This window comes from Paraburkholderia terricola, assembly GCF_003330825.1.
Classification (GTDB): Bacteria; Pseudomonadota; Gammaproteobacteria; order Burkholderiales; family Burkholderiaceae; genus Paraburkholderia; species Paraburkholderia terricola.
This window is the reverse complement of record NZ_CP024942.1, coordinates 2,304,852-2,324,630: the sequence shown is the minus strand read 5'-3', so window position 1 is coordinate 2,324,630 and position 19,779 is coordinate 2,304,852. Positions and strand designations below refer to the sequence as shown.

Below are 19,779 nucleotides of genomic sequence, written 5' to 3'. Positions count from 1 at the left end.
CCTGAAAGAAGGAATGGGACCACTTACGGCAATGAATTCAACGTCTCTTCAGCGCTCTTGACGATGCGGGACATGCCCGCCTTCGTTGCAATTTCGAATGCGCGCCGGCACGCATGCATGGCGGCGGCGCCATTGCCGCGCGGATCGATCCGGCGCAGGTACTCGCACTTTTTCAGCAGCAGTTGCGCTTCGTAATACCGCTCTCCGATCGAATCGCACAGCGCGAGACATCGTTCGACCTGCCCTAGCGCGGCCTCGTAGTCGCCGCGCTCCGCATCGATCTCGGCGATCAGCGACGCGTAGTAGGTCAGGCCGAGCATCCCGCCCGATTGCCGCAGCGCGCCGACATGCGCGACGGCGCCTGCGCGGTCCCCTTCGGTCCATGCGTGAATGATCGCGGCGTAGTGCCTGACCGCATGCAGTTGATGAACCTGCGAGAGGCGCAACGTTGCCTCCGATGTGGCACGCGCGGCATCGCGATCGCCGGCCCACTGCTGGGTGCGCGCTAGGTACAGAAGCGTGACGCCGAGGGTCGGCAAATGGTCGAGGCACGTCGCGCGGTACACGGCCTCGCGTCCCATCGCGAGCGCAGCCTGCGGCGCGTCGTCGACGCACCAGAGCACGCTCGCGAGCGACGCCATAGTCCAGGCGCGCGTATCGAGTCCCAGGATGCGCCGATGGTCCGCGTCGCGCCGCACGTCGTAGCCGGCGAGCGTCGCCTCGAACGCGTCCCGCGCACGCGCATAGTTGCCGTCGATCCACAGGCTCATGCCGCGCATCGCATCGGCTGCGACCCGCACGCCGGGATCCCCGCAATCGGCCGCCAGCTCGTCGAGCCGCATGCTGATGCGCTGTACGGTGCCGCGGTCGCCGGCGACGTGGTAATAGGTCGACAGCGTCCACAACGCGCCGATGGCGAGCTTCTGATCGCCGAGCGTCAGCACCAGCCGCAAGAGCCGCTCCGCGTGCTCACGCACCCGCGGATCGGCCCAGCCGAAGCGCGCCATCGTCGCGTGCGTCAACGTCGAGTGAAGGTGGGCGCTGTCGTGTTCGCGCTCCGCATAGTCGGCCTTGTCCAGCCAGTCGCAGGCGGACTGCGCGTAGCGGATCGAGTCGTCGTAGAGGGAGCGGTCGAGCGCGCGCCGCGCGGCCTCGATGCCATGGCCGATGGCCTCGGCGAAGACGCCCGCATGCGCGAAGTGCTGAGCGACGCGGAAAGGTTGCGCCCCAGTACCACGATCGGTTTTCATGGCTAATGCGCGGGCTACCCGCGTGTGGTTGCTGCGTCGCAGGGTGGGCGGCATCGATTCATAGGCCGCGTCGCGAATCAATGCGTGGCGGAACGTGTAGAACACGCGGTCGAGCCGATGCCGCGCGTAGACAATCCGCGCTTCGATCAGAAGCCGTAGATGGGCGTCGAGTGTGCGGGGCTCGTGCGGCGACGCGTCGGTGAGCAGTTGCGCATCCACTTCGAGCCCGATGGTCGCGGCGAGCTGCGCGGTGTCGCGCGCTTCGTCGATCCGGTCGAACATGAGGCCGAGCAGACTGCCGAGACTGACCGGAAGCGGATGCGGGTCCGTTGCCCGCAGTCCGGACAGCAAGCCGTCCGGCTCGGTGGTCGCGCCGCTCGTCATGAGCTCGCGGACGATTTCCTCGATGAAGAGCGGGATGCCCGCCGTGCGCTCGGCGAGCAGGCCGAGCGAAGCCGCATCCAGCGACTTCTGCTCGAACAGTGCCGAGACCAGGCGCTGCGCGTCGTTGCGCGACAGGCGGCGCAACACCAGGTGTTCCGTGCCGGCACGCCAGCGCTCGAGGTTGCCGGGCCGCGACGTCAGCACGATGCAAACGGTCCGGGCCCGCGGCGAGCGGCGCAGCGACTCCAGAAAATCCTGGGTCGAGCGGTCGATCCACTGAACGTCCTCGACGACGAGCAGGATCTCAGCGCCGTCGCCAAGCGAGACGATCAGTTGTTCCAGCACGTCGAACAGCGCCTGCTGTTCGCGCACGCTCGACCATAGAAAGCCGCGGGCATCGCACGGCAGCCCTAGCCATGCGGCAAGCGCCGCGCGTGCCGCCACGTGGTCGCACGCGAGCGGTGCGATCATTGTGTCGATCGCCGCGAGGGCGAGATCGACGGGACCGTCCGCCTCGATGCGCCAATGGGCGCTGATAAAGCGCAGTATGGGGAACAGCGCATGATTCGCCCGTTCCGGCAAGCAGGCGCAATACGCGAACGCATGACCTTGCGTTTGCACCGCCTCGCATAGCTCATGGACGAGCCGCGACTTGCCGATTCCCGCCTCGCCGACCACCAGCGTCGAAGGGTCGTGCGAAGCGCCCTCGCCCGCCCTTTCCCGAAGATTCCGTGCGCGCGTCGCGTGCCAGGCGCGCAGCAATACATCGAGTTCGCGGTCGCGACCGAGCATCGGCGCGCTCGCGCCGTCGTCCAGCCAGTCGAATGGGATGGTGCTGCGGCGTTCGCCGAGCAGTTCATGCACGCGCTGCGGCATCATGCCCGCCCGAGGCAGGTGCAGCGGGGTCGGCCGATAATCGACGTGGCGCTCGAGCGCCAGGCGCGCATCGTCGCTCATCAGGATCTGGCCCGGCGTCGCGAGGCGCAGCAGTCTGGACGTCGCGGCGGGCGTCGAGACGCCCGACATCAGCGACGCGCGGGCATGCACCTGGCCGACGTGAATAGCCGCCGCGACCTCGACGCGCCAGCCTTCGCTGGGCCGCGCACTTGCGGCCCGCGGCTCCGTCAGCCGGGCGCGCGCGGCTTCCCTCACCATCTCGAGCGCCGCTCGTGCCGCGCGGCGCGCGGGCCGGTCGATATCGCCCTGCAATCCGAAATAGAGCAGCAGTGTGTCGCCGAGCCGGCCGCCCACCTGTGCGCCGTAGCCCACGGCGATATCGGTGCACCTGGTCAACCAGCGCTCCTCGTAGCCGTCGAGCGTATCGCGGTAGTCGGCGTTCGCATGCCGCTGCGGGCCTTCTCCGGCGATCGTGACGTTGCAGCATAGCGTGGTGATCTGCCGGGATACGCCCATCGTGCCGGTGCTTCCGGCATGCGGCGCGAGGGTGCCCGTGCGAATCCGGCCGCTCGCCTCGCGGGAGTCGAATTCGCCGACGAGCGCCGCGAAGTTGAGCGTGCGGAATTGCGCCGCGAGTTCGTCCGCCGAAGCGGCACGCTGCTCCGGGTTCTTGTTCAGCGCCCGGCGCAGTACCGAGCCAAGCGGATGCAAGGCGATCGACGGGGGCAACGCGATGTCGACCGGGCTGAGCTGCTGATAAAGAATCTCGGCCACGCTTGCGCCTTGCATGACCGCGCGACCCGTCAGGCATTCGATCACCAGCAGTCCCCACGCATACAGATCGCTTTTGAGCGTCGGCGCCTCGTTGCGCAATTGCTCGGGCGAGCAATACTGCGGCGTGCCCAGCACTTCGGTCGCCTGCGTCGAGGCTTGGCCTTCGATGCGCTCCGCGCCAGGCAACGCGGCGCCAATGCCGAAATCGAGGATCTTCGCGTGCGGACCGTCGTCCGCCGTCGTGATCAGTATGTTGCGCGGGTTCAGGTCCCGATGAACGACGCCGTGCCGATGCACGACCGCGAGCGCGTCGAGCACCTCGGTCATCAGCCGCCCGGTATCGACGGCCGACAGCGCGCCCTCGGAAGCCAGCCAGTCACCCAGGGTTCGGCCGGGCACGAACTCGAAGACGGCAAAGAGGCGCTCGTCAGGCGCCTCGCCCTTGTCGAGCAACGCCACCACGTGAGGGTGATGCAGCCCTTCGCACAGATGCGTCTCGCGTCGAAAGCGCGCACGCTGGCGCGCGCGCTCGGCCGAGGTCTTCGTGACGTCTTCCCGAATGAGCTTGATGGCGACGTCTTGACCCGTGTCGCTACGGGTTGCACGATAGACCACGCCGTTTCCGCCTTCGCCCAGCATCGGGCCGACGTGGTAACGCCACGTGCCGGCAAGCTCGGTGAACGGCGCGGCGTGGCTGGCCGGCGAACCGGCGTGTTGCGGCTCCAGCGTCTGCGGCATGCTGTACGGTGGCGACACTGGCGCTTCCCTGGCGTTCATGCGGGTTGTAAGACCGGGTTTGCCGTTAGGCCGTGGAGGTTGATGCGCTGCCGCGCGCTCGACACCGATTCGCATTCGAGCTGCTCGCCGCGAAAGACGCGAAACGGGAAGTCGCCCATGCGAACGCTGCCGCGCCGACGTTCGACGAGCTGGCTCGCGTCGAGTCCGGGGACAGCGGCGAATTGCGTCCGCGCGCGGTGAATCTGCACGTTGACATGGGACGGGTCGAGGCCGAGCATGCGCGCCAGTTCGTCGAGTTCGATCCAGCCTTGCGCGGCGGCTTCATGGCCCGCATGCATGTCGGCCGAGCGGGCTCGCGCGAGCATGACGAGGCTGTAGTGATGGACGCGCTCGCCGAGATCGACCGTGCCACCGCGGATATGCAGCAGCGCGCGCACGTGCTCTTCGTTCTGGCTAACCAGGAAGTCGAGCCGTTGCGTCGCGCCCCCAAAAACGCCGGGCAACGTCAGCACCGACGTCGAGCCGCTACGCGCCAGCGCGAGACGCCAGGCGGCGTCTCCCACGCACACTTCGTCGCCGTGACGCAGCAGACGCGGCGGCGACGTGTCGTCGCAGAACCATTCGCCTTCGGGTGATTTGAAAATCGCAATCGACGGGGTGACGTTCGCGAGCAGCAGATGGCTCGCTTCGAGCACGATCGGCTGCACCGCGCCGCCTATGGGCCACAGCGTATCGGCGGGGTCGTCGAGCGAGTCGATACGCCAGGGGGCGACGCCCAGCTTTCCGAATCGGATCACGTCGCCCTGTTTCAGGACCGCGTGTTCGCCATTGCGCAGCAATGCGCCCGATATCGACGTGCCGTTACTGCTGTGATCGTAGAGTTCCCATTGCCCACCGTTCCAACAGATATGGGCGTGGACGCGGGAGACCGACGGATCGCGAACGACCGTGTCGCAGCGTGCGGCGTCGCGACCGAACACGTGGTACGCGTGCAGCAGGCACGCTTCTCCGGAAGCCTGGTTCTTGAGTGTTGCCATGCGCCGCCCCGCGATAGGTTCGCCCGGTGTTCGACTGGCAAATCGAAGCGGCCGGGCCGGCGGACTTCATGCCGAAATGCCGCTGACGCCAGTACTGAACATAGTGGCTTAAATCGGTTTTGAACAACGTTCCTAACGATTTCCGCAAGTTGCTTTGTAAATCACCGTTTAGTCGCCATGCATTTTTCTAAATAACCTTTAGCACTGAGTTTTCATGTTAGCAAATTGCCAGGAGGAGAATTGTCAAACTTTACTAAGCGAAAATTTTAAATAAATCTATTCCGCATAAACGATTCGCGGCATCGAATGAATCGTTAAAACCGGGTTGAAAAAACGCTGCTCGGCTCGGCTGAAGATGTTTTGGACCGCGCCCCGCGCCTCCGCTACTACCTGCCCGCGCGCAGAGGCGGAATCCGCGCTCAGGACAAATTGCCTGAAGACGCTTCTTCGCGTAGCCGATAGTCGGTGGGTGTCGTGTCCAGATACTTTCTGAACAGCTTGGCCAACTGACCGCCGCTGCCGATCCCGCAACGCCGCGCGATTTTATCGACCGGCAAACGCGATTCAACGAGCATCCGGCAGCTCATGTTCAGACGCGCGCGAAGCAGATACTCGGAGGGCGTCATGCCGATTTCGCGCTTGAAACGCCGCAGAAAATTGCGCTCGCTCATTGCCGCGACTTGCGCGGCGTCGTCGATCGAGATGGGCCGGTCGACGTTTGCGTCCAGCCAGCGCGCCGACGCGAGGATCTTCTCGCTGACCCGATGCGCCGCGCTGCGCGTAATGGATGAGTCGAAGGGTGTCTCGTGCCGCGGCTCGACCGATTCGGCAACCCGCCGCGCCAGTTCAAAGCCGAGATCCGCTTCGACAATGCGCAGTGCCGTGGGCACGGCATCGGGTACTTCGCTCAGCAGCACCGGATAAAGGCCGCCCGCTTCATTGCGGCGGTGGAGAACCGGAATGGATCGACTGGGAAGCCCGGCCGCTTCCAGAAGCAGTTTTCCTTCCGAGATCGGATGAACCATCTCGCTGAACGGATGCCTGCGGCGCAGCCAGTTGCCGAGGCGTTCGTCGCGGCACGCCTGCTGCGCGCCGGCCCCGCCCGCGATGAACAGCAGGTGCGTGTCGTTCGTGCCGCGGTGCGACGCGACGTCCTGGGTCCAGACGAAAATGGACGATGAACTCGCGATGCGGCCACCCGCAGCCGAAAGCAGCGAGACGCGATAGCGTGCGGAACCCGATCGCTGGGATACGGCGAGCGCGTTCGCCTTTTCGAAGATCTCGATGATCGCTGCGACCTCCGGCAGCGCAAAGCCGTCGAACAACGCTATGTCGACGCGAGTGGTTTTGCTCGTTTGCCCCGGCACGGTTGTTTGCCGCGAGCAGCACGGCGGACTATGAGCCCGCTGCATTCTTTTGCCCCGGAGTATGACGGCTTGCAAAGCGCTCCGGGTTAAATGCGCCGATAGGAATTGCCTCGATTGACCAATTTCTTATATTCGTTTTATTTGCCGACGCAATAAATTCGGATTGTGCAATAACGACTGCTTCCATTTTTGAATCTCCTCCAATTCGAGTTACTGGACGGAGTGGTCAATGCGGGATTTCTTGCGAGCGGTAGCGAGAGATTGCCGGCATTTAACCGCCGATACTGTCGGCGCGGGTTTCGCCGACGGGTATCTCGGTCATGATTGGAGGCCGGCCGATCCGGGAAAGCACTCGCTAGAACTTAAAACTAGTCCCGAGGCCTTGCCCGATCAATTACACGTGATTACACGACGGCGGGATTGTGGCAAAAGGCGAGGTTCACATTGGGGTTAGACGTGCGATCGCCTGCTTTCAGAGGCTTTCAGCGCGTCGTCCACCCGCAACGAAGGCGCGACGCCCTCGCATCGATCGTGCGAATGAATCAAGCAGCGCCGCCAGCGCCACCCCGTTGAACCTCACGAGCCCGTCGAACCACGTTTCCTCCGAACGGCAGGCAGTCCCGCATCGAGCTGATGTTGCAGCTTGCCGAGTTGACCTTGCGTCTCGCGCAACTGCGCCTGGGCCGCGTCCTGCTGCGCGCGCAATCCCGTCAGTTCACTGCGTGCCTGCTCCTGACGGCTCGTTGCGAGCGTCTGTTGTTCCCTGGCGATATCGATATCCGCCTGCAGACGGTTCTGCTTCGCCTGCGTGATCGCCAGGCGCTGTTCCGTCTGCACCTTCTGCGCTTCCAGCTTGATGCGACGCATCTCGACTTCCGCCAGGCGCTCGGCCTGCCGCGAGAACGTGACGTAGACAGCCTGTGCGCGCCGCTCGTCCTGCGTCTTCACTACGCGCCAGAAGTCTCGTTGCTGCAGGAGTGCAACGTAGTACGTGCCGAGCTTGCCGTCGAATAGAAGATCAGCGCCATAGCTGCCGTTGCGCGACGCGCGCAGCACGTCGAGTGCATTGCTATTCGTGAGTCGTTGCAGTTCCGCGATATCGCCCGCCGGCGGCACGCCTGTCTGTTCGGTGATGAACCCTTCTTCTGCTGGTGCGCTCGGCGGCGCCGACGCCGCGCCCGACAACGACTGTGCATGGGCTCCGGTGCAAATGCCAATGAGAACAAAAGCTGCGAGCGCGAGCACGCGGTTATGCGATATCTGGTTCATGGGTTGCATCGTATTGTTAAAAAATCCGGTGAGGGCCCGCTATTGATGAAGCGTGTCCGTTCATTTCTTGATGTTCTCGTCCCGGCGGCTCTGAACATGCCGGATGCCGTCATTGTTCGTCGCGCTCAGGTGTTGAACCTGCCGAAGGCTCACGTTCAATCGTGCTTGCCCGGCCACGCGCTGCGCTTCGAGCTGCGCGAGTTCCTTGCGCACCTGATGCTGTTTTCTGGTAACGCGCTGCGTCTCCACCGCGTCGCGCTCGAGATCGTTGCGAAGCCGTTCGGCCTGCGCTTCCGATTCGCGGATCATGCGGGCCACGTTGTCGTTTTGCGCGAGGAGTTGGGCGCGCCGGGTTTCGCCCTCGGACAGCCGTGTCGCCTGCTCCTGAAGGTGACGAAAAGCGGTCTCTGCTGCGTCCAGCCCGATTGCCGTCAGCACCCGCCACAGCGAACCGTCGTGGTAGAGCGCGACGTAATAGCAAAGACCCTCGCCGTGAAAGTGCAGAACGACCGAATAATCGAAACTGTGGAATGCTCGCAATTGCGTGAGCGCGCCGCTTTCCGCCAGCCGCTCGACTTCCGCAACGTCGGCCATCTGAAGCGCGCGCACGCCCGGCTGCGACGTGACGATCGACACGGCCCGAAGCGACGCGATCGTCTCCGAGGCTTGCGCGGCGGCGTCATCGGCATCGTCGGGCGATATCGCTGCGTGTTCGAGCGGCGGCACATCGTTTTCGATTCCAGACGTCTCAACCCGCGATGGAGCGGCTGAAGTTGACAAGCTTCGCCGGTTCAATAGATTCCTCAAGACAAATCCCATAAGTACTGCGCTTCACGATTAGAAAAACGTCGTCTAACGAAACCGTCGAGCCCTGCATTGCAACGCCATGTCTTAGCGAGCAACGAGCGTGGACGGAAAAATCAGCGCGAGAAGCGTGTGAAGCAACGCCCAGGCAAAGAAGAGCGACAACGGAACGGCCATGATTGCCGCGACGATCTTCGCTCCCGCATACCGCGTGGGCAATAAACCGGCTTCTTCTCGCCGTGAATTGCCCACGCTGCATGCCTTCATGTCGCGCAAGCCTACGCGTTCTGTTGGAGTCGTCCTCATGGACAGATAAACCTCATCATGCGATTGGCCCCGCGCCTGCATCGAGCCGGCTGCACCGCCGCCTGCGCGCTAACCCGCTTCACGATGCCGCCGGAACAAATTCGACACGCCGATTCGCGAAGCGGCCGCTGGCGACCAGATTGGTCGTCACCGGCCGTGCCGCGCCATAACCCTTTGCGTCAAGCAGATTCGCCGGCGCCCCTGCGTCTACGAGAAACGTGCGCACGGCATCGGCCCGCTTTTGCGAAAGTTGCAGATTCGCCCGCGGCTCGCCAACGTTGTCGGAAAACACCGCGATGTCGAAACGCATTGGCTGAGCGCGGTTCGCGCAAGCTTTCATTAGCTGGGCCGTCACGCTCAGGTTCTCTCTCGCCGATGAAGGAACGTGTCCGCTCGATTTCGCGAAGTTCACCACCTGGAGATTCAGCACCTTGGCCACCTCGCTTGCCGTACACGGGCTGCCGGCGTCGGTAAGACGAGTCATCGCTCGCAGAAAGGCATCGGTCGCGGCCAGGACGGTTCGATCGGCGTTGAACGCGGCAATGTCCCACGACGAACCGAATTCGCGCTGCAGGCGCTCACGCCAGCCAAGGGCCTCGCTCGTCGCCGCGCCACCCAGTTCCATGCGTCTTCCGTCGATCCTCGCCTCTGCTCGCGGTAGCGTCATCAGGAGCAGCAGGTCGTCCATGTGACCGAGCCACTCCGCAGGCGCCGTGCGAGCTTCGACGGTGACGTCGCTCGTAAAACGTCCCGCGCCGAATTTGCGGGTCAAGGCATCGACGAGTTGTTGTTTCTCCGCATCGCTGCCTACCACCGCCATCAATTGAGGGACACCTGTCCGGTCCACGCGGAAAGCAAGCTGTGAATTCGCCGTCGCCGCGGAAACGACTGGCGACGAAGCGGCCGCAACCGCATCGGCTGAAACAACTACGGACGGCGTCGCCGAAGCAGCAGCGGCTGACACAGACGACACAGCCGCCGCTACCGCCGAAAGAGCGGCAGATGGCGAGGCGGCAGGTTCCGGTGCAACGCCGGATGCCGCGCGGGTCCGCTCGGCAACAGGACGCTCGCTTGAGGCCGCCGCCGCCGCGTCCGCCTGCGTGGGGTGAAGCTGGACATACGCAAAAACCGCGGCCAGAACCAGCGCGAGCGTCGCAAAGAGCGGCCACACCCATTTCGGAGACGACTGCCTGCGCGGAGTCGAAGCGGCTACCGCCGGCGGCGTGGCGATCGTCGCGTCGACGGCGGCACCGTTGGTAAGCGTCGGCGCTTGCGGCGCGGCACGGCTTGTCAGCGCATCGAGGCGAGCCGATATCGAATCGTTGAAGTTCGCCGCGTGATCGAATCCAAGCGAGCGGGCCACGCCATCGGTGACATATCCGGCGATGGCGGGTAGCTGAGCGTCGAGCAACGCCGGAAGCTGCTCAACCTCGCCCTGTTCGATCAGTACGTGATGTTTGAGCATGCCGAACAGCACGGCGCCGACCATGCCCGAAAGCACGTGTGACGCTTGCGGCGGCACGCCCGCCTGGCCGGCTATCTGGTCGCTGAGAACGGCGATGCGGCGACCGGTGGCCCGCGCGATCAGGCTGTCCCCGGACGCCTCCAGGTCCTTGATGCCGGCCACGGTCGTCACGATGTGCGCGAGTTCCTCGGCGATGCGCGCGTTCGATTCGGCCGACCTGAGCGTCGAGAACTCCGTCGCGGCGCCCTCGGGCGTGGTCGCCCCGGCCATCAACGCGGCAATCAGCACGGGCGCGGCATGCGCGACCACGCGTTCGATGAGCTCGGGCGAAAGGCCGATCTGCCGTGAGAGCTGTTGTCTCACTGCTTCCGCGAAGGCCAGGCTGATCGACTGCGCGAGATTGATTGATTTCAACGACTACTCCCAGGTTATTTTGTTTTTGACGGGTGGTCTGCCGCGAGGCCGCTCGCACCTTCGCTGCAGGGTGGCCGCACGCAGCTCCGCCTCGCTCGAAAACCGCCAGTCGCAGTTTTCCGACTGGATACGCACGCATCCCGCGTAAATCTGGATGACCGCTTCCTCTCCCCAGGCATCGCGCATGCAGCGCAGCCACGCGCGCTTGCGGCGGTCGAGGTAGAAAGGCCAATCGTCCCGGCGCGGCGTGGATGAGGCCGGCACCGGAAAGCGAAACTCATTGGAGAGGTCCATATCGGTCGTCAATGCAACGCCACGAATTGCGCTTGCTGCTGAACCGCCGGTTCGTCACGCAGTCTGCTGGTCCGTCGCGAGTTCATCGTCGTCAACGGTATTGCCCGCATGCGCATGGGCGGGCGCGAGCCTGAACCGCTCACGGTCCTTGCCCCGAATCCATAGCGGCTCCCGGCCAACGCCGGACCACGTTGCGCCTGTCTGCGGATCGAAATATCGCGCGGGGCGTTTTCCGCGGACGGTGCTATTCGCGTCGAAGGCAAAAATCTGCGCGGACGTGAATCCGAACTCCTGGACACAGGCGCGCACCTCGATCAGCACCGCATGCGCGGCAGCGCGTCGCTCAATTGCAATCTGCTCTTCCAGACTGAGCTTTTTCTCGATGTAACGGCGATATGTTTCCATGACTGACCACCTCTTCAACATGCCTGCTCTTCCAATCCCGGCGCCATTCGTTCCTGCGTTCGATCCCCTCGGAGCGGCGACGAGCGCAGGCCATCGCGCCAACTGCCCATGAGGTCTTTTCGCCCGGCCGCCCGTCGCGGCGAGCGGATGTCGCGCGTTAATGCACCGACATCTCCATCGATGCAGATTCGTCGTCGCGAGAGGCGGCGCCTGGATCGGGCGCTCCGGCAAATGCGGCGAGTTGCGCCGCAACCTCGTCGAGCACGGGTTGCCACTGTCCGAACGCCGGTTGCCGGTACAGCGTGACCGTGGGATACCAGGGACTGTCGCGGCGCTCCGTCATCCAGACCCAATGCGGATTGACGTCGAGCAGCACCCACGTCGGCACACCCAGGCCCGCGGCCAGGTGCGCGACGGATGTGCAGACGGTAATCACCAGGTCGAGGTTCTCGATAAACGCCGCGGTGTCGTCGTAGGTGGCGAACTCTTCTGTGTGATCGGTCAGACGCAGCCCTGCCTGCCCGGCCTGCTCCACCTCGCCGTCCGCGCCGACTTGCAGGCTGAAAAACTCCACCCCCCTGATCCCGCCAAAGGCTTTAGCGATCTCGGCCGGTTTAACGGAGCGCCGCGAATTGCGCTGGTGCGTGCGGCTGCCGCTCCACACCAGGCCGACCTTGAGCTTGCCGTCGTCGGGCAGACGCTCGCGCCACGCGCGAACCTTGCCGGGGTCGGCTTTCAGATACCCCGAGCGCAGCGGCAAATCCTGCAGCGTGACGCCGAGCGTCAGCGGCAGACTGCACAGCGGCAGGTGATAGTCGAATACCGGCAGCGGCCGATGATCATGGGCAATGATGGTGTCCGCCACGCCGCCGAGGCTGCGCTTCAGAAGCGGCAGCAGATTGCCGAAGCAGCAGTAGATCAGCTTTCCGCCTTCGCGCTTCACCCGCTCGGCGATGAGCGGCACGAACCGCACGAACTGCATGACATCGCCGTGTCCCTGCTCGCCCCACACGAACAGTGTTTTGCCTTCGAGCGGTTCGCCGTTCCAGCGCGGCGCCGGCACGTTCGGCGATACATCGCGCAGTTCGGGCGAACCGCTCCAGCGCGCCTCGTGATTACGCCAGCCGTTCGCATAGTCGCCGCGCAGCAGTTGGAGCATGGCGAGCGTCCAGACGAGCGACAGGTTGGCGGGCTCGAGTGCGAGCGCCCTCTGTGCAACAGCCAGTGCCCCGTCCCACTGCCGATGTTCGCGCAGTACGTAAGAGTACGTCTGCAACGCGGTCGCATAGTTGGGCGCGAGTGCGCACGCGCGCTCCGCCGCGACGAGACTGTCGTCGATCTGTCCGCGCTTGAGTAGCACGGTGCCGAGATTGGTCCACGCAAGCGCGTTGTCAGGGTCGTCCCGCAACGTCTGTTCGAACAACGGCTGGGCGCGGTCGTATTCGCTCAGTTCGAGATGGGCCGCGCCCATGTTATTGCGCAGCATCGGCAGGGCCGGGTCGATCCGCGCGGCGTGCCGGTAAGCGTCGAGTGCCTGAAGTTGATGACGTGCCTGCTGGTGCGCGAGTCCCAGCCTGAACCACGTACCGGCCTGCTCCGGTGCGCGCTCGCACCGCACGGTAGCGATATTGCGCGCCGCGTCGAATTTGCCCAGACGCAGCAATACATCGATCCAGTCGACCATCCAGTCGTCGCCGGGTGCGCCCTCGCCCCATGCGCATTCGAACCACGCGTCGGCGCCCGCATCGTCGCCGAGCCTGATCGCTAGACGCGCTCGTTCAATCAGCGCTTCCACGTTGGTCGGATCCGCATGCAGCGCGCGGTCCAGCAACTCGCGCGCATCGGCAAAGCGCCCCCGCAGGCACCACAGACGGCTTGCCACCACCAGCTCGCGCGGGTTGTCCGATTGTGTCGCTCCGCGCGCATCCAGGAGGTGGGATGCCGCAATCAGATCCCCGCGCGCAATCAGCGCCTCGACATTTTTCAGATTCGACATCGTTGCATTCCCCATTGATGTATTCACGCCCGCGTCAAATTCCCTGCACCGCGATACCGAGCAACAAGCCCAGAACGAAACCGATCAGACGACCACGCCACGCGGCCTGATCGGTTTCGGGATCGCGGAAAATGCTGCGGCGCGCGCTCGGCACCTGGCCAAGCAGCACGGGCCCGGACAGCAATATGAATGCGGCCACTCCGGCCGCCACCGCGACCACGATCGCGGGCGCGGCATTGTCTAGCGCCGGCAGATCCGGTGCGAAGAAGAAGACCGCCAGCACCGTCCAGCATGCAACCAGCCCACTCACGATCAGATTCCGGATGAATCGATCCGTATAGCTCGATACACTCATATCCGCTCCGCCGTTCCGGTTGTTTTCAATCCTGGCGACTGTTGCGTGGCGGCACGATCACCGCCTTTGCGGCAAGCGTGCCGACCAGTTGCGTGAAGGCCCGCTCACTCGCCTGCGATTCCATCGTTTGACGCAGCGACGCTCTCGCCTGTTCATACGATGGCGTCACCACCGGCCGTTTCGCGTCGAGCTTCACGATCACGCGCTGATTGCCGACGGCAACTGGCGAGCGGCTTATCTGTCCGACATCGAGCATCGAAACGGCCAGCGCAAGCGGCAGTGCCAGGCCCTGCGTATGCCCTTCGCTCACTGGCGTCCTGAAGCTGAACCAGGGCAGCGCGCCACCATCGGTGCGGCTGGGCGCAACACTGTTCTCAGCCGCCAGCGTCTCGAACGGCACACCGCGGTCGAGCTTCGCCAGCACCGCTTTCGCCGTGAGATCGTCTCGCACGGTAATCACGCGAGCCTTGTATTCCTCTGTACCGAGCTCGGCGACGATCGCGTCATAACGAGCGCGTACCTGCGCCTCGCTGATCGCCTCGGGACGCATGTGCTGCGCGATATACAGCCTGTTTTCAGTGTCGACGCGCGCCTTGCGCACCGCCTGCGCGACCTGTTCCGTGTTGCCCAGCTTTTCTTTCTCGGCCGCCTGGCGAATCAGTTCGCGTGCAATCAGTCCCTCGGTCAGCGTCTGACGCTGTGCCGGCGTGTCCGGCTGGCCGCTCGAACGCACCGCTTCGTCGAGTTGCGCCCGCTGAATCGGCACGCGGTTGACGGTCGCGATCACGTCCGCGTCCGCGCCCTGTTGCAACGGCGTTTTCGCCGCCGCGATCGGGCCGGCGATCATCATTGCCGCCATACCCGAAAGCATCGCTACCCGGCGCACGCCAGCCAGCATCATGTGTTTGCTCTTCAATTTCATCTCCGTGGTGCTACCGTTGATTTATCCATCGCCAGGGTTGCATTTGCCGGGACATCAACTCCCGGCGACCGGATCGCCCGCCAGCGCAAAAAGCAATTCGTCATAGCGGGCGATGAGCGGTTCGTGCGTCGACAGAAACGGCCGGATGGCCTTTCTCTGCCGGGCGCGATACGCCTGCCAGTCATCGTTGTGATGTTCGATTGCATGGACAAGCTGGTTCGAGCCCTCCTCCACATCGTTGCCGGGGTAGAAGTAGCCGACATCCCGGCATAAATGCGCGTTGTGCATGAGCGCATAGCCGTTCCAGCAGGCGTCGAAATAGAAGTAGTTCAACGCGAGCCCCCACTGGTGCGAGACCACGATATCGGTGTGTTCCGACAGGAACTGCGGCGTATCGTGGCGGCCGACAAAACTGACCTTGCCGTCGCGCACGAGATCCAGGTGCTGCGCAATTCCAATGAACTCGGGACTGTTGCGTGCGAGGTGTTCCGCGTTCGTCACGTGGACGAAGCTGATGCCTCCGCCCACCTTGCGATACGCGCTCTCCGCAATCAGCAGCGGATACAGGCAGAACTTCAGCACGTTGATGTTCGCCTCCATGATCGACAGGCGCTTCGGCGTGTTTCGCGGACGGTACTCGCCCGAAAACGGCAATTCGCGGGTTCTCATGTCCAGACACATCGGGTCCCACACGAAGGGCACTTCCCGCACCGGCTGTCTGCGCAACACGCCGAAAAAATGCGCGCTCGTCTCCATGACCTGCGGAATGACCCAGACCTGGTCGTATTGCTGATTGATGAATACGGAATCGCACATGCGCCGTGAAAAGATCATCGCCTCCATCATCTGCACGTATTCCGGCCCGCAGCAGTAACTGACGATCTTCGTGCCGCGCGACCTGAGATACGAGGTCTGTTCGCGATCGATCTGGCCGCCCAGTTCGATCAGCACGTCGAGCGAGTCCTTGGCATCCGCGAAGCTGCGCACCGGAAAACGCTGAAGATCCCACGGCAACCGCGACGTGATCTCAACCGCCGTCGTATTGACGAGCACGACCTCGTGCCGATGCGGCGAGTGCTGGAAAAGCTTGGCCAGGTACAGCGCGTTCTGCTTGATACCGTTGACCCACATGCTTTCCGCCGCATCGCGCAAACCGATCGTGATACCGATCCGAAGCGAACGTATCTTTGTCATGCCTTTCCCCCGAACTGCATACCAGACTGAACAACCCTCGCTGTGCTTCAGCGAGCCCTGTAAAAGACGAACAACCGGCACCTTCAGTCATGCCAGCCGCTCTCACTGTCCCGCTCACCGGCCGAACTGCACCTGGCGCCGCACGATCACGCATGACGGAGGCGCATCGATCAGCGTGACCGTCTCACGCGACCGGCCAGGCGTGGTGTAGACCGTCACCAGTTTCACGAGCGTGTTCGCGTGATAGCCGCCGAGTTCCGAGCGCGCCACGTCCTTGCAGGGCATCGGGGCGCTTGAAATACGTTCGGCGAGGATCGCGCACCCGCCGTTCGGCACTGGCGTCGTCGTGAGCGAAAGCACCGCCGAGTTCTGTCCGTATTCGAGGCCGGCGAGCGAGAAGAACGGCGCACTGTCCGGGTCCTGGCGGTCCCAGTCCAACACGACGTCGGTGCGTTCGGTATTCAAGAACGTTCGGCTCGATACGACATTGATCGCCTGATAGCAACGACGCACGCCCACCTTTTGCGCGGCCTGTGCAAGCACGGTTGCGGGAGCCTCCATGGTGGGCGGCGGCGTGCCCGGATTGACCGCCGTTGCCGAGCCAGGCGAGACGGGAAGCGGCTGGGCAAGCGACGGTCCCGACAGGCAAGCGAGCATCGTGCAAGTCCACATCGCCCGCGCGCGCCATCGTGCGGCACGCGAACCGGAGACGTCGAAAGCGGGCTGCTTCGCGGGCATGTTCTGTCTCACCATCATGGGTAAAGGTCCCCGATCGCCGCCGTGTACAGTTCGACGTTGCGCTCCGACTCGGGATCGAGCGTCGCCAGGAACGCGTGTGCCGCGCCGCGATAGTCCGCAAGGCTGGCGTCGTGTGCCGCGAACGCCTGGCGCAGTGCAAGGGCGCCGTCCTCGCAGTCGAAATCGGTGTAGCGATAACCGCAGCCGCCGAGCAACGTGGAGTTGTGGATGAGCGGATAACCGCCGTAAAGCGCCTCGTAATAGACGTAGTTCTGGGCGTTCTCCCAGTGGTGCGAGATCAGCGCGTCGGCCTGCTGCGTCATGATTTCGTAGACGGGCAGGCGCGGCTCGAAGGTCGCGCGCCCGTGGCGAACCAGATCGAGGCTGCGCGCGAAACCGACGAACTGTGTATCGCCCTTCAGATGCAGCGTGTTATAGACGCGCAGGTAGTCGATCATGGCCGGCTCCTGCCGGTACGCCTGGTCCGCAATCAGCATCGGCAACTGCGATGTCTTCACCATGCAGATGTTCGGCTCGAGGATCGCGAGGCGCCAGCGTTTGCCGCCGGGTACATAGCCGAAGGCGGGAGCCGCCTGCGCGCCCGCCATCGAACGTTCCAGCAATGCCGGGCTCCAGAGGTGCTGCATCGCCCGCACGGGTGCGCGCAGGGCCGACGCGTAGTAGCTCGCGCAGGTGCGCTCGAACGCCGGCAGCGTCCAGATCGCGCTGTACGGTGTGCCGGAAACCAGCATGCCGTGCGGCAGATCGAACATCATCCGCTCGATGTCGATCACGTAGTCGTTGGCCACCCGCATGCCGATCACGTGTCCGCCACGGGCACGAAAATCTCTTGCCCAGTCGGGATTGAGCTGCGCGCTGAGTTCGATGATCACGTCCAGACGCTCGCGTGCCGCGTCAAGGTCGATGAGCGGCACCGGCGCAAGCGCGAGGAACTGCGATGCCTCATTCGGCGAACCGTCTCCTCCATTGACGAGGTACACGTCCTCGATCAACGGTGAGCGCTTGAGCAGCATGGTGAGGAAATAGCAGTTCTGGAAGATGCCGTTTTCCCAGATCGACTGCTGTCCGGCACGCAGATAGATGGTGACGCCGACTTTCAGGCGTTTGCCGTTCAGCATGACGCCCCCTTTGCCGTCTGACGGGTGCCCAGGTCCAGCAGTCGCCGCGCATACTGTGCGCGGTTGTCCGCGTCGAGTGGATTCAAGCGTGCGAGAAACGCCCGCGCGCGGCGCATATAGGCGTCGTGGTCCGCATCGTGATCGCGGGCGGCTCTTACCAGTTGCGCCCCGCCGGCGGCGATGTCGGAGTCGGCGTAGTAGTAGCCCAGTTCCGCGAGCCACGGCGAGTTATGAACAAGCGGGTAGCCGCCATACAGTGCATCCAGGTACGCAATGTTCTGGGCGTTATGCCACTGGTGGGCCACTACCGCGTTCGCATGCTGGCTCATGTACCCGACAAAATCATGCCGCTGGTCCAGGTGAATCTTTTCGTGTTTGTGGAGATCCAGTGAGCGCGTGAGGAACGCGAAGCTCGGATGGTCTTTCATCTGGATACTGTTGAGTACATGCATGCGCGCAATCGTCGCGGGATCTTTTCGAAATGCCTCGTCGCACACCAGCATCGGAATCACGCAGCACTTCACGACGGAAATGTTGGGTTCGAAAATCGCGACGCGCAGCGCGCGCGGGGTGTCCCGCCTCGGCGCCGGTTCATAGCCGAAATGAAATCCCGCCTGCGCGACCAATGCGACGCGCCGCTCGATGAATACCGGATTCCACAGGAACGGCACCTCGAATACCGGGCAACGGTGCAGCGTCTGAAGCATCGGCTTGAAGGCGAGGTCCTTCGCGAGAATCCAGATTTCGTCGCAGCGCTGTGCGCGCGAAAAATAGCCGCTCTTCTTGAATACGCTTGGCTCGACAAGCCCCGCATAGGGCTGGCCGCAGCAGAAAAAAACGACCTTTTTGCCGAGCGCACGTACATGGTCGAGCCACTCGACGTCGAGGCCACCTCCCATCTCGAACACGACGTCGACGAGATCGGTCGCCTCCCGTGGAGGCACGAGCCGGAATTCCTGTGCGAGGTTCACGGCCTCGGGCGGCAGTTCCCTTTGATCGCCGCAGTCGAGCAACACGACGTCCGTCACGAACGGCAGTGCGCGCAGCAGTTGCGCAAAGAAAAAAATGTTCTGTCCCAGCCCGTTTTCCCAGACGCTCTGTCCGGTGTGGGTGAGTACTGAAATTCCGATCCGCATGTCGCCTTGATTGCCGCTCGGGCACTTCCGCTGATTGGTCGAAAAAATCAGGACCGCATGCGGGGAGTAGCGGTCCTGCCTAAGGTCCGGTCGATCATCCGAAGCGGACTTCCCTGGGGGATTGCTTTTTTATTAGTCGAGCGCGATTTCCACGCGGCGGTTCTGTGCGCGTCCGCTGGCCGTCGCGTTCGACGCCACCGGGTCCGCTTTTCCATAACCTTTCGCGACGAACTGCCGCGCCTTCAGTCCGTGTTCCTGCAGATATTGCGCAACGGTCTGCGCACGACGCTCCGACAGCGCCTGGTTGTGCGCGGCCGAAGCGGTCGAGTCCGTAAAGCCGCTGACTGCGACCGTACTGAACGTCATGCCTTGAGCGGCTGCGATAAGCGCATCGAGACGAGTACGCGCCGCGGCGGTCAATGTCGCCTTGTCGACTTCGAAATTCGCATCGCCGCTCAACGAAAGCTTGCGCGGCGCCGGCGGCGGAGCCTGAGGCGCCGGCGCGACGGCCACCGGCGCAGGCTGCGGCGCAGACGCTGCGACGCACTGGAACGTCAGGACACGCACGTCGCGTTGTCCGCCGCTGCCCGCCAGCGGCGCAATCTCCTGGACTGGACGGACAGGCGTATTGCCGCAAATTTCGCGTGCTTTGGAGTAGCAGGTTCCCTGGCCCTCGAAGAGGCCGTAGCACTCAACGCGAAAAGCTTTTTCATTATTCGGCAAGCTCACCGAATAGGCGCTGAAAGTGGGACCGGTTGCCGCGGAACATCCAGCCAGTACGGCGGCAATAGATAGCACCGCTAGAATCTTTCTAAGCATTTGGAACCTCGATGTCATACCGGCCGATGGCCGTGCGAAAAGTTTGCCGTGTTCGCCATGCGTTACCACCAGACAC

17 protein-coding genes are annotated in these 19,779 nt (G+C 63.7%); all 17 read right to left on the bottom strand.

Annotated elements, in window-relative coordinates:
* Nucleotides 1–23: 23 nt before the first annotated feature.
* The gene (locus CUJ90_RS29015; RefSeq protein ID WP_114164426.1) at nt 24–4,082 is read right to left on the bottom strand and encodes a TOMM system kinase/cyclase fusion protein; all 4,059 of its coding nucleotides are present in this window, start codon (nt 4,080–4,082) and stop codon (nt 24–26) included.
* On the bottom strand, nt 4,079–5,080 hold the full coding sequence (locus CUJ90_RS29010) for an FHA domain-containing protein (RefSeq protein ID WP_114164425.1): 1,002 nt from the start codon (nt 5,078–5,080) through the stop codon (nt 4,079–4,081). Before CUJ90_RS29010 ends, CUJ90_RS29015 begins: the two co-directional genes overlap by 4 nt.
* A 419-nt stretch (nt 5,081–5,499) precedes the next feature.
* Nucleotides 5,500–6,492: a GlxA family transcriptional regulator gene (locus CUJ90_RS29005; protein WP_114164424.1), complete on the bottom strand. Its 993-nt coding sequence runs from the start codon at nt 6,490–6,492 to the stop codon at nt 5,500–5,502.
* A complete protein-coding gene (locus CUJ90_RS32720; protein WP_161553733.1) occupies nt 6,476–6,634 on the bottom strand; it encodes a hypothetical protein in 159 nt (52 codons plus the stop codon). Before CUJ90_RS32720 ends, CUJ90_RS29005 begins: the two co-directional genes overlap by 17 nt.
* Nucleotides 6,635–7,023: 389 nt before the next feature.
* Nucleotides 7,024–7,716, bottom strand: a complete 693-nt coding sequence (locus CUJ90_RS29000) for a DUF2968 domain-containing protein (RefSeq protein ID WP_114164423.1) — start codon at nt 7,714–7,716, stop codon at nt 7,024–7,026.
* A 60-nt stretch (nt 7,717–7,776) separates the two neighbouring features.
* The gene (locus CUJ90_RS28995; RefSeq protein ID WP_159442565.1) at nt 7,777–8,442 is read right to left on the bottom strand and encodes a DUF2968 domain-containing protein; all 666 of its coding nucleotides are present in this window, start codon (nt 8,440–8,442) and stop codon (nt 7,777–7,779) included.
* A 463-nt stretch (nt 8,443–8,905) separates the two neighbouring features.
* Complete coding sequence (locus tag CUJ90_RS28985) at nt 8,906–10,705, bottom strand: OmpA family protein (protein ID WP_114164422.1); 1,800 nt, start codon at nt 10,703–10,705, stop codon at nt 8,906–8,908.
* Between the two features lie 3 nt (nt 10,706–10,708).
* Entirely contained in the window at nt 10,709–10,999 is a 291-nt protein-coding gene (locus tag CUJ90_RS28980) for a hypothetical protein (protein ID WP_073429167.1), read from the bottom strand.
* 54 nt (nt 11,000–11,053) lie between these two features.
* Nucleotides 11,054–11,404: an H-NS histone family protein gene (locus tag CUJ90_RS28975; RefSeq protein ID WP_073429168.1), complete on the bottom strand. Its 351-nt coding sequence runs from the start codon at nt 11,402–11,404 to the stop codon at nt 11,054–11,056.
* Between the two features lie 157 nt (nt 11,405–11,561).
* Entirely contained in the window at nt 11,562–13,400 is a 1,839-nt protein-coding gene (locus CUJ90_RS28970) for a tetratricopeptide repeat protein (RefSeq protein ID WP_114164729.1), read from the bottom strand.
* A 34-nt stretch (nt 13,401–13,434) separates the two neighbouring features.
* Nucleotides 13,435–13,755: a hypothetical protein gene (locus CUJ90_RS28965; protein WP_083080885.1), complete on the bottom strand. Its 321-nt coding sequence runs from the start codon at nt 13,753–13,755 to the stop codon at nt 13,435–13,437.
* A 25-nt stretch (nt 13,756–13,780) separates the two neighbouring features.
* Nucleotides 13,781–14,671: a foldase protein PrsA gene (locus CUJ90_RS28960; protein WP_161553732.1), complete on the bottom strand. Its 891-nt coding sequence runs from the start codon at nt 14,669–14,671 to the stop codon at nt 13,781–13,783.
* A gap of 60 nt (nt 14,672–14,731) precedes the next feature.
* Nucleotides 14,732–15,871 carry a DUF2827 domain-containing protein gene (locus CUJ90_RS28955; protein ID WP_114164420.1) on the bottom strand — a complete coding sequence of 380 codons (1,140 nt, stop codon included), beginning with the start codon at nt 15,869–15,871 and terminating at the stop codon, nt 14,732–14,734.
* 114 nt (nt 15,872–15,985) lie between these two features.
* Nucleotides 15,986–16,627, bottom strand: a complete 642-nt coding sequence (locus CUJ90_RS28950) for a hypothetical protein (RefSeq protein ID WP_114164419.1) — start codon at nt 16,625–16,627, stop codon at nt 15,986–15,988.
* Nucleotides 16,624–17,748: a DUF2827 domain-containing protein gene (locus CUJ90_RS28945; protein ID WP_114164418.1), complete on the bottom strand. Its 1,125-nt coding sequence runs from the start codon at nt 17,746–17,748 to the stop codon at nt 16,624–16,626. Before CUJ90_RS28945 ends, CUJ90_RS28950 begins: the two co-directional genes overlap by 4 nt.
* The gene (locus tag CUJ90_RS28940; protein WP_114164417.1) at nt 17,742–18,884 is read right to left on the bottom strand and encodes a DUF2827 domain-containing protein; all 1,143 of its coding nucleotides are present in this window, start codon (nt 18,882–18,884) and stop codon (nt 17,742–17,744) included. The genes CUJ90_RS28945 and CUJ90_RS28940 overlap by 7 nt, the downstream gene beginning before the upstream one ends.
* A gap of 132 nt (nt 18,885–19,016) precedes the next feature.
* Nucleotides 19,017–19,703 carry an OmpA family protein gene (locus tag CUJ90_RS28935; RefSeq protein ID WP_114164416.1) on the bottom strand — a complete coding sequence of 229 codons (687 nt, stop codon included), beginning with the start codon at nt 19,701–19,703 and terminating at the stop codon, nt 19,017–19,019.
* Between the last annotated feature and the right edge of the window lie 76 nt (nt 19,704–19,779).